This window comes from Kitasatospora sp. NPDC059577, assembly GCF_042735475.1.
In the GTDB taxonomy this organism is placed as follows: Bacteria; Actinomycetota; Actinomycetes; order Streptomycetales; family Streptomycetaceae; genus Kitasatospora.
Genome location: NZ_JBHWBZ010000004.1, coordinates 13,209 through 21,604, shown reverse-complemented (window position 1 = coordinate 21,604; position 8,396 = coordinate 13,209). Strand labels below are relative to the sequence as shown.

7 protein-coding genes, 1 tRNA gene and 1 other RNA gene are annotated in these 8,396 nt (G+C 72.8%); 8 read left to right on the top strand and 1 reads right to left on the bottom strand.

Annotation, left to right across the window (positions count from 1 at the left end):
• Window positions 1–113 precede the first annotated feature (113 nt).
• Window positions 114–198: transfer RNA gene (locus ACFV0O_RS05480), tRNA-Ser, on the bottom strand.
• A 107-nt stretch (window positions 199–305) separates the two neighbouring features.
• Here ACFV0O_RS05480 and ffs point away from each other — a divergent pair.
• The 8 genes from ffs (at window position 306) to ACFV0O_RS05440 (ending at window position 8,210) form a co-directional block, all read left to right on the top strand.
• Window positions 306–402, top strand: an RNA gene (ffs, locus tag ACFV0O_RS05475) — signal recognition particle sRNA small type.
• Window positions 403–481: 79 nt separating this feature from the next.
• Window positions 482–2,656 (top strand): DNA polymerase III subunit gamma and tau, encoded by a 2,175-nt coding sequence (locus tag ACFV0O_RS05470; protein WP_380336737.1) that lies wholly within the window; start codon window positions 482–484, stop codon window positions 2,654–2,656.
• Window positions 2,657–2,780: 124 nt separating this feature from the next.
• Window positions 2,781–3,119: a YbaB/EbfC family nucleoid-associated protein gene (locus ACFV0O_RS05465; RefSeq protein ID WP_360253681.1), complete on the top strand. Its 339-nt coding sequence runs from the start codon at window positions 2,781–2,783 to the stop codon at window positions 3,117–3,119.
• A 243-nt stretch (window positions 3,120–3,362) separates the two neighbouring features.
• Window positions 3,363–3,962, top strand: a complete 600-nt coding sequence (gene recR, locus ACFV0O_RS05460) for a recombination mediator RecR (RefSeq protein ID WP_218198914.1) — start codon at window positions 3,363–3,365, stop codon at window positions 3,960–3,962.
• On the top strand, window positions 3,955–4,617 hold the full coding sequence (locus ACFV0O_RS05455; protein WP_360253679.1) for a DUF5063 domain-containing protein: 663 nt from the start codon (window positions 3,955–3,957) through the stop codon (window positions 4,615–4,617). The genes recR and ACFV0O_RS05455 overlap by 8 nt, the downstream gene beginning before the upstream one ends.
• A gap of 366 nt (window positions 4,618–4,983) precedes the next feature.
• Window positions 4,984–6,264: an aspartate kinase gene (locus tag ACFV0O_RS05450; protein ID WP_360253677.1), complete on the top strand. Its 1,281-nt coding sequence runs from the start codon at window positions 4,984–4,986 to the stop codon at window positions 6,262–6,264.
• A 28-nt stretch (window positions 6,265–6,292) separates the two neighbouring features.
• Complete coding sequence (locus ACFV0O_RS05445; RefSeq protein WP_380336732.1) at window positions 6,293–7,348, top strand: aspartate-semialdehyde dehydrogenase; 1,056 nt, start codon at window positions 6,293–6,295, stop codon at window positions 7,346–7,348.
• Between the two features lie 316 nt (window positions 7,349–7,664).
• Window positions 7,665–8,210 (top strand): SigE family RNA polymerase sigma factor, encoded by a 546-nt coding sequence (locus tag ACFV0O_RS05440; RefSeq protein ID WP_360253673.1) that lies wholly within the window; start codon window positions 7,665–7,667, stop codon window positions 8,208–8,210.
• Window positions 8,211–8,396 lie beyond the last annotated feature (186 nt).

The following is an 8,396-nucleotide window of genomic DNA, read 5'->3' as shown; positions in this document are numbered from 1 at the left end:
TCGGCGCTCCAGGTCGGGCGGGGTGTTGGGCACCCTCGGCCCCGACTCCCCCGCCCCCCGGCGCCGCCCCGCCCCGCCCCACCCCACCGGCGGCCGGGCCCTTCGATCAAAGGCGGAGGATACGAGATTCGAACTCGTGAGGGATTGCTCCCAACACGCTTTCCAAGCGTGCGCCCTAGGCCTCTAGGCGAATCCTCCGTGGGAGAGCTTAGTACATGTTTCGGGGTGGTCGCGACCACCTATCCCGCAGGCCCGGGGTCGGGGTGGCCTGTGGATCGTCGGGGCCGGGATCCGGTACTGTGGGGGTCAGCCCCTCGTGCGGCGTCATCTCTCTGAACCCCCCCAGGGCCGGAAGGCAGCAAGGGTAAGAGAGCTCTGGCGGGTGCACGAGGGGTCTTTGCGTTCCCCCGGGGGCCCTTGTGCGGGCGTGGGGGAGTGAGGGGCGACGCGTTTGTCGGCCCGTCCCGATATCGTCGGTGGTGTGTCCCTAGCCCTGTACCGCCGCTACCGCCCCGAGACCTTCGCGGAGGTCATCGGGCAGGAGCACGTGACCGCTCCGCTCCAGCAGGCCCTGCGCAACAACCGGGTCAATCACGCGTACCTGTTCAGCGGGCCGCGTGGCTGTGGCAAGACGACGAGCGCGCGCATCCTGGCCCGCTGCCTGAACTGCGAGCAGGGGCCGACGCCCACGCCCTGCGGGGAGTGCCAGTCCTGCCGTGACCTGGCGACCGGCGGGCCCGGCTCGATCGACGTGATCGAGATCGACGCCGCCTCGCACGGTGGTGTGGACGACGCGCGCGAGCTGCGCGAGCGGGCCTTCTTCGCGCCGGTGCACAGCCGGTACAAGATCTTCATCCTGGACGAGGCGCACATGGTGACCTCGGCCGGCTTCAACGCGCTGCTCAAGGTGGTGGAGGAGCCGCCGGAGCACCTCAAGTTCATCTTCGCGACCACCGAGCCGGAGAAGGTGATCGGGACGATCCGGTCCCGGACGCACCACTACCCGTTCCGGCTGGTCCCGCCCGGCACGCTGCGTGACTACCTGGCGGACGTCTGCGGCCGCGAGGCCATCCAGGTCGAGGACCCGGTGTTCCCGCTGGTGGTCCGGGCCGGGGCGGGCTCGGTGCGTGACTCGATGTCGGTCATGGACCAGCTGCTGGCCGGCGCCGGCGAGGGCGGCGTGACCTACCAGATGGCGACCTCGCTGCTCGGGTACACCGACTCCGCGCTGCTGGACGAGGTGGTGGACGCCTTCGCCGCGCACGACGGGGCGACGGTGTTCCAGGTGATCGACCGGGTGGTCGAGGGCGGGCACGACCCGCGCCGCTTCGTCGCCGACCTGCTGGAGCGGCTGCGCGACCTGGTGATCCTGGCCACCGTGCCGGACGCCGGGGAGAAGGGGCTGATCGACGCCCCGGCGGACCGGATCGCGGTGATGCAGGCGCAGGCGGACGCGTTCGGCGCGGCCGAGCTGAGCCGGGCCGCGGACATCGTCAACACCGGGCTGACCGAGATGCGCGGCAACGCCGCGCCCCGGCTGCAGCTGGAGCTGATCTGCGCCCGGGTGATGCTGCCCGGCGCGTACAGCGACGAGCTGTCGCTGCAGGCGCGCCTGGACAAGCTGGAGCGGCGGGCGGCGACGGGCGGGTTCGCCACGTCGGCGATGGTGCCGGGAACGGTGCCGGGGACGGCCCCCGTGGGCGTTCCGGCGGCCGGGCCGGTGTCGGTGGCCGAGCCCGTGGCCGCGCCGCCCGTGGCCGCGCCGGCACCGGAGGCGCAGGTCGCGGCTCCGGTGCAGGCCGCGCCCGTGCAGGCTCCGCCGCCTCCGGCCGCGCCCGCCGGGCCGGCGCCGGGCGCCTGGCCGATCCCGCGCAGCTTCCCGCCCGCCGGTGGCGGCGCGCCCGCTCCGGCCGCCGCCGCGCCTGCCGCGCCGCAGCCCCAGGCAGCTCCGGTCCAGGCCCCGGCCCCGGTGCCCGCGCCCGCCCCGGCTCCTGCGGCCGCCCCCTCGGCGGCCGCCGCCGGCGGGCAGCCGTCGGCCTCCGCGCAGCAGGGCGCCGCACAGGTCCGGCAGCTGTGGCCGCAGATCCTGGAGGCCGTGAAGAACCGCCGCCGCTTCACCTGGATCCTGCTCAGCCAGAACGGTCAGGTGGCCGGGTTCGACGGCAGCGTGCTGCAGGTGTCGTTCATCAACGCCGGCGCCCGGGACAGCTTCGTCGGCAGCAACAGCGACGACGTGCTGCGTGCCGCGTTGGCCGACGCGCTGGGCGTGGACTGGCGCATCGAGTGCATCGTCGACCCGTCCGGTGGTGTCGGGGCCGCCCCCGGTGGCGCTGCCGCCGGTGGTGCCCCGGGCGGCGGGGGCTGGGGAGCCCCGGCCCGTCCGGCCGCCCCGCCGGCCGTGGCGGCGCCCGCTCCGGCTCCTGTTCCCGTGATGGCACCCCAGCCGGTGCAGGCCCCGCCGGTGCAGGCCGCGCCGGTGCAGGCCCCGCCGCCCGCCGCGGCGCCGGCCCGTCCGGTGCGGTCGGTGGCCCCGGAGGACGACATCCCGGAGGAGGACGACCCGGACCTCAACGAGGAGGCGTTCTCCGGCCAGGAGCTGATCATCCGCGAGCTGGGTGCGACGGTGCTGGAGGAGATCCACCACCGGGGCAACTGAGTCATCGGGGCCTACCGGGCAGCCGGGCAGCCGGGCCGCCGGGGCACCCGGGCGGGGCGCAGCACGTAGGCTCGGCGGTGACGAACGACGCACCGCAGACAGCCGTGACAGCAAGGAGAGAGCCGTGTTCCCCGGTGGTGGCCAGCCCAACATGCAGCAGCTGCTCAAGCAGGCGCAGAAGATGCAGCAGGATCTCGCGAAGGCCCAGCAGGAGCTGGCCGACACGAAGGTGAACGGCACGGCGGGCGGCGGCCTGGTCGAGGCGACGGTGACCGGTGCCGGTGAGCTGGTGGCGCTGACCATCGCCCCGGCGGCGGTCGACCCGGAGGACACCGAGACCCTGGCCGATCTGATCCTGGCGGCGGTCCGGGACGCGACCCAGACCGCGCAGAAGCTGCAGGCCGACCGCATGGGCCCGCTGACCCAGGGCCTGGGCGGCGGCATCCCCGGCCTGCCGTTCTGACCCCGGCGGGAGCGGACGGGCCCGAACGGTCGGGCCCGGACCGGGCCGCCGGTGGCGACGGGATCGTGCCGGCGGGTCCGGGCCGCGGGTGACGAGGCCGTCCGACGGCCCCGCGGGTCTGGAGTTCAGACGACGGACCCATGTGATTTATGTGGGAGTCGGGCGTCGGGCGCTGTGTCCGACGCCCGATTCGTTGGATGATGGCACCGGAGCACCACCGACCATCCGAAGGAAGGCGCGACGTTGTACGAGGGCGTGGTTCAGGACCTGATCGACGAACTGGGCAGGCTGCCCGGCGTCGGGCCCAAGAGCGCCCAGCGGATCGCGTTCCACGTGCTGCAGGCCGACCCGACCGACGTGCGCCGGCTCGCGCACGCGCTGCTGGAGGTCAAGGACAAGGTCCGCTTCTGCGCGGTCTGCGGCAACGTCGCCGAGGCCGAGCAGTGCCGGGTCTGTCTGGACCCCCGCCGCGACCTCGCCGTCATCTGCGTGGTCGAGGAGCCCAAGGACGTCGTCGCCATCGAGCGCACCCGTGAGTTCCGCGGCCGTTACCACGTGCTGGGCGGCGCGATCAGCCCCATCGAGGGCGTCGGCCCGGACGACCTGCGCATCCGCGAGCTGCTGTCGCGCCTCGCGGACGGCACGGTCACCGAGCTGATCCTGGCCACCGACCCCAACCTGGAGGGGGAGGCGACCGCCACCTATCTGGCCCGGCTCTGCAAGCCGATGGGCCTGAAGGTGACCCGTCTGGCGAGCGGCCTGCCCGTCGGCGGGGATCTGGAGTACGCGGACGAGGTCACCCTCGGTCGCGCCTTCGAAGGGAGACGACTGCTCGATGTCTGACCGGACGATCAACCAGCAGCACACCCACGGGCACGGCTCGGAGCCGGACGACTTCGCCGTGCAGATCGCCGACTCGGTGGAGAGCTTCGTGCTCGCCGTCACCGAGGTCGCCAAGGGCGACGAGCCGGGCAGCGCGGTCTCGCTGCTGCTCCTGGAGGTCTCGCAGCTGCTGCTGGCCGGCGGCCGGCTGGGTGCCATCGAGGACGTCGTCCCGGAGGACCGCTTCGAGCCCGACGCCGGTCCCGAGCCGGACGGCGAGCAGCTGCGCGAGCGGCTGGCCGAGCTGCTGGCGCCGATCGACGTCTACCACGAGGTCTTCGACCCGTACGGCCCGCCGGAGAAGCCCAACGCCTTCCGGATCTCGGACGACCTGGCCGGTGTGGTCAGCGAGCTCCAGCACGGGCTGACGCACTACCGCGAGGGCCGGGTCAGCGAGGCGCTGTGGTGGTGGCAGTTCTCCTACCTCTCCAACTGGGGCACGACCTGCACCGCGGTGCTGCGGGCGCTGCAGTCGCTGATCGCGCACGTCCGGCTGGACAGCCCGATCGGTGCGGTGCCGGACGGCGCGGACACCGACGACGACGGGCTCACCGACGAGCAGCTGGAGCAGCAGGCGGGCGACCTGATGGCGGCCGAGCTGGGGGTGCAGCGGTAGGGCCGCGGCGGTGGGGCCGCGGTGGTGTGGCTGCAGCGGTGGGACCGTGGCGTCCGGGCCGCGGCGGACGGATCGCCGCCGCGCCGACGACTGTGACGGACACCTCAGTGATCCGCCCGGAAGGAAATCCGGCCGGATCGCCGTCCGCCGGTCCGCCGATTCTTCGGGGCCGTACCGAATCGCCCGCAGACCTGCCGGTGGGGCCGCCCGTCCGGCCGATCACCTGCTGAAACAGGCGTCTCATCATATGGAAAGCGCCGGTCGGGGCACCCCTGCTCGGTAGACTGACGCGGACCGCACACCCCCCTCCCCCGGGGGTACGGGGGCCTGGAGCCCCCGGAAAACGACACAAGTCGAGGAGCGCACGTGGGCCTTGTCGTGCAGAAGTACGGCGGCTCATCCGTTGCGGATGCCGAGGGCATCAAGCGCGTGGCCCGTCGAATCGTTGACGCCAAGAAGGCCGGCCATGAGGTCGTCGTCGTGGTGTCCGCGATGGGCGACACGACGGACGAGCTCATCGAACTCGCGGAGCAGGTGTCACCGATCCCTGCCGGCCGTGAGTTCGACATGCTGCTGACCGCTGGAGAGCGCATCTCCATGGCGCTGCTGGCCATGGCGATCAAATCCCTGGGTCACGAGGCCCAGTCCTTCACGGGCAGCCAGGCCGGTGTCATCACCGACTCCGTCCACAACAAGGCGCGCATCATCGACGTGACGCCGGGCCGCATCCGCACCGCCCTCGACGAGGGCAACATCGCGATCGTGGCCGGCTTCCAGGGCGTCTCCCAGACCAGCAAGGACATCACCACGCTGGGCCGGGGCGGCTCGGACACCACCGCCGTCGCCCTCGCCGCCGCCCTCAGGGCCGAGGTCTGCGAGATCTACACCGACGTGGACGGCGTGTTCACCGCCGACCCGCGCGTGGTGAAGAAGGCCCGCAAGATCGACTGGATCGCCTACGAGGACATGCTCGAACTGGCGTCCTCCGGCTCCAAGGTGCTGCTCGACCGCTGCGTGGAGTACGCGCGGCGCTACAACATCCCGATTCACGTACGCTCGTCCTTCTCGGGTCTCCCCGGGACGATCGTCAGCAACGACAACCCGAACAAGCCCGAAGGGGGCGAGATGGAGCAGGCCATCATCTCCGGAGTCGCCCACGACACCTCCGAGGCCAAGGTCACGGTCGTCGGCGTGCCCGACAAGCCGGGCGAGGCGGCCCGGATCTTCCGCGCCATCGCCGACGCCGAGGTCAACATCGACATGGTGGTGCAGAACGTCTCCGCCGCGTCGACCGGCCTGACCGACATCTCCTTCACCCTGCCCAAGACCGAGGGCCAGAAGGCCATCGACGCGCTCGGCCGGGTCAAGGAGGGCATCGGCTACGAGTCGCTGCGCTACGACGACGCGATCGGCAAGATCTCGCTCGTCGGCGCGGGCATGCGCTCCAACCCGGGCGTCACCGCGACCTTCTTCGAGGCGCTGTCCGCCGCGGGCGTCAACATCGAGCTGATCTCCACCTCGGAGATCCGCATCTCGGTCGTCACCCGCGCCGAGGACGTGCCCGAGGCCGTCCGCGCCGTGCACAGCGCCTTCGGTCTGGACAGCGAAACCGACGAGGCCGTCGTCTACGGCGGCACCGGACGATGACCCGGGAGCGGAGCGGGAGCACCGGGCGATGACCCGGCGGCCGAACCTCGCCGTCGTCGGCGCCACCGGCGCGGTCGGCGAGGTGCTGCTCGGGCTGCTCTCACTCCGCCAGGACGTCTGGGGCGAGGTCCGGCTCGTCGCCTCCCCGCGCTCGGCCGGCCGCAAGCCGGTCGTGCGCGGCGAGGCGGTCGAGGTCGTCCCGCTGACCGAGGAGGCCTTCGCCGGGATCGACGTCGCCGTGTTCGCCGTCCCCGACAGCGTCTCCGCCCAGTGGGCGCCGATCGCGGTGGCCAAGGGCGTCGTGGTGGTCGACGACTCCGCCGTCTTCCGCGCCGCCGGGGACGTGCCGCTGGTCGTCCCCGAGATCAACCCGGCCGCGCTGCGGATCCGCCCGCGCGGCATCGTCGCCGGCCCCGCCAGTACTACCCTCGCGATGATCGCGGCGGTCGGCGCGCTGCACGCCGAGTACGGGCTGACGCAGCTCGTGGTCGCCTCCTACCAGGCCGCCGGCGGCGAGGGCCGCGCCGGGGAGGCCGCCCTGCGCGAGCAGACCGCACTGGTGGCGGGCACCGACGTCGGCCGGCAGACCGGCGACCTGCGGCCCGTGATCGCCGACCACGGGCCGTTCGCGGCCCCGCTCGCGCTCAACGCCGTGCCCTGGACCGGCGGACTGCGCGAGGGCGGCTGGGCCGCCGAGGAACTGGGCATCCGCGACGAGTCCCGCAAGATCCTCGGCCTGCCCGCCCTCAAGGTCTCCGCGACCTGCGTCCACATCCCGGTCCTGCGCACCCACGCGCTGGCCGTGCACGCGCGGTTCGAACGGGAAGTCACCCAGGAGCACGCGCAGGACATCCTGCGGGACGCTCCCGGCGTGGTCCTCTACGACGACCCGGCGGCCGGCGAGTTCCCGACGCCGAACGACGTGGTCGGGACCGACCCGGTCTGGGTCGGGCGGGTGCGCCGGGCCCTGGACGAGCCGGACGCGCTCGACCTCTTCCTGTGCGGGGACAACCTGCGCAAGGGGTCGGCGCTCAACCTGTTGCAGATCGCGGAGCTGGTGGCAGGCGAACTGACGGTGGAGTAGGACCCGTGGCCGGCCGTCGAACGGGGCTCAAGTCCCCTGCGCGGCTTCCGATGTGTCTGCTTGTGTCCACACCTGTGTCCATACCTGTGTCCGCTCCTCGACACAATCTGTCCGGAATCCCGGGGGAATCCCCTGGAGGCAGCTTCCGCCCATACGGAAGAATGGGCCCCGGGCTGGGCAACCATGACAGGGGATCGAGTGTCCAACGGGCGTGGCGAACGTGATGGTGGGGGCAAGGGCAGGCATCCCGGCGAGGGCCGCGGTGTCGTTCCCCTCGCGCGCCCCGAGGCCTGCGAGTAGGCCGGAAGACGACCAGATGACGGCGGCCGCACGCGGTGCGGCGGACTCCGGCGCGGGTACCGACGCGGGTACCAGCGAGGACCTGCTCACCGAGACCTACCAGGCGCACTACCGCTCGCTGCTGCGGCTCGCCGCGCTGCTCCTGGACGACCTCTCGACCTGCGAGGACGTCGTCCAGGAGGCGTTCATCCGGGTGCACGCCGCCCGGCGGCGGGTGCGCGAACCCGAGAAGACCCTGGCGTACCTGCGGCAGACGGTCGTCAACCTGTCCCGCTCCACGCTGCGTCGCCGGATCCTCGGTCTGAGACTGCTGCAGAAGCCCATGCCTGACATGGCCAGTGCAGAAGAAGGTGCCTACGATGCCCTGGAGCGCGACCAGTTGAAGGCCGCGCTGCGTGGACTGCAACGCCGTCAGCGGGAGGTTCTGGTGCTGCGTTACTTCCTGGACATGACGGAGGCACAGGCCGCCGAGACCCTGGGCATCTCGCTCGGCTCGGTGAAGGCCTACGGATCGCGCGGACTCGCCGCCCTCCGCACGCAGATGGAGGCCGGTCATGGCTGAGGACGACGGCGCCGGGCGGCGGGCGGTGGACGACACGACACCGGAGGGCCCGGGGGGCACGGCGCGACCGGGGGACACCGCGCGACCGGCCGCCCCGCCGGGGGCCGGCGGCCCCCCCGGGCCCCCCCCCCCCCCGGGGGGGCCCCGGGGGCCGCCCGCCCCCCACGCCGGGGCGGATAACAAAAG

Coding starts and splice junctions, on each gene's coding strand:
- ACFV0O_RS05455 (WP_360253679.1), top strand. CDS start 3,955: ATGTCTGACCGGACGATCAACCAGCAGCACACCCACGGGCACGGCTCG.
- ACFV0O_RS05445 (WP_380336732.1), top strand. CDS start 6,293: ATGACCCGGCGGCCGAACCTCGCCGTCGTCGGCGCCACCGGCGCGGTC.
- ACFV0O_RS05440 (WP_360253673.1), top strand. CDS start 7,665: ATGACGGCGGCCGCACGCGGTGCGGCGGACTCCGGCGCGGGTACCGAC.